The organism is Bordetella tumbae (assembly GCF_965139195.1).
In the GTDB taxonomy this organism is placed as follows: domain Bacteria; phylum Pseudomonadota; class Gammaproteobacteria; order Burkholderiales; family Burkholderiaceae_B; genus Bordetella_A; species Bordetella_A tumbae.
This window is the reverse complement of the sequence record NZ_CBCSJH010000025.1, coordinates 82,452-82,715: the sequence shown is the minus strand read 5'-3', so window position 1 is coordinate 82,715 and position 264 is coordinate 82,452. Positions and strand designations below refer to the sequence as shown.

1 protein-coding gene is annotated in these 264 nt (G+C 66.2%); it reads right to left on the bottom strand.

What is annotated here, in order from left to right; all coding sequences use genetic code 11:
- Positions 1-183, bottom strand: a 183-nt coding sequence (locus tag ACNA0J_RS21245) for a hypothetical protein (RefSeq protein WP_415820868.1), incomplete at its 3' end; no start/stop codon positions are given.
- Positions 184-264 lie beyond the last annotated feature (81 nt).

The following is a 264-nucleotide window of genomic DNA, read 5'->3' as shown; positions in this document are numbered from 1 at the left end:
CCACTGCCCTTCGCCAGCCTCGCCAGGCGGGGCGGCTGGGCAAACTCGCTCCGCTGCGCTCCACTCAAACATGCCCAGCCGACTGCCCCCCGCCTGACAAGGCAGGTTCGGCGGGCTCAACGGGCCGGCATGGCCTTTGTCCAGCGATGCACGGCTCGCGTAATCTTCAATCCACGCGCTCAAAACAGTAGCATCCAAGGCCAGCCGCTACTGTGAGTTCCTGCCGNGTGCCGGAGTGTCATGCCGGGCCGTTGAGCGCGGATT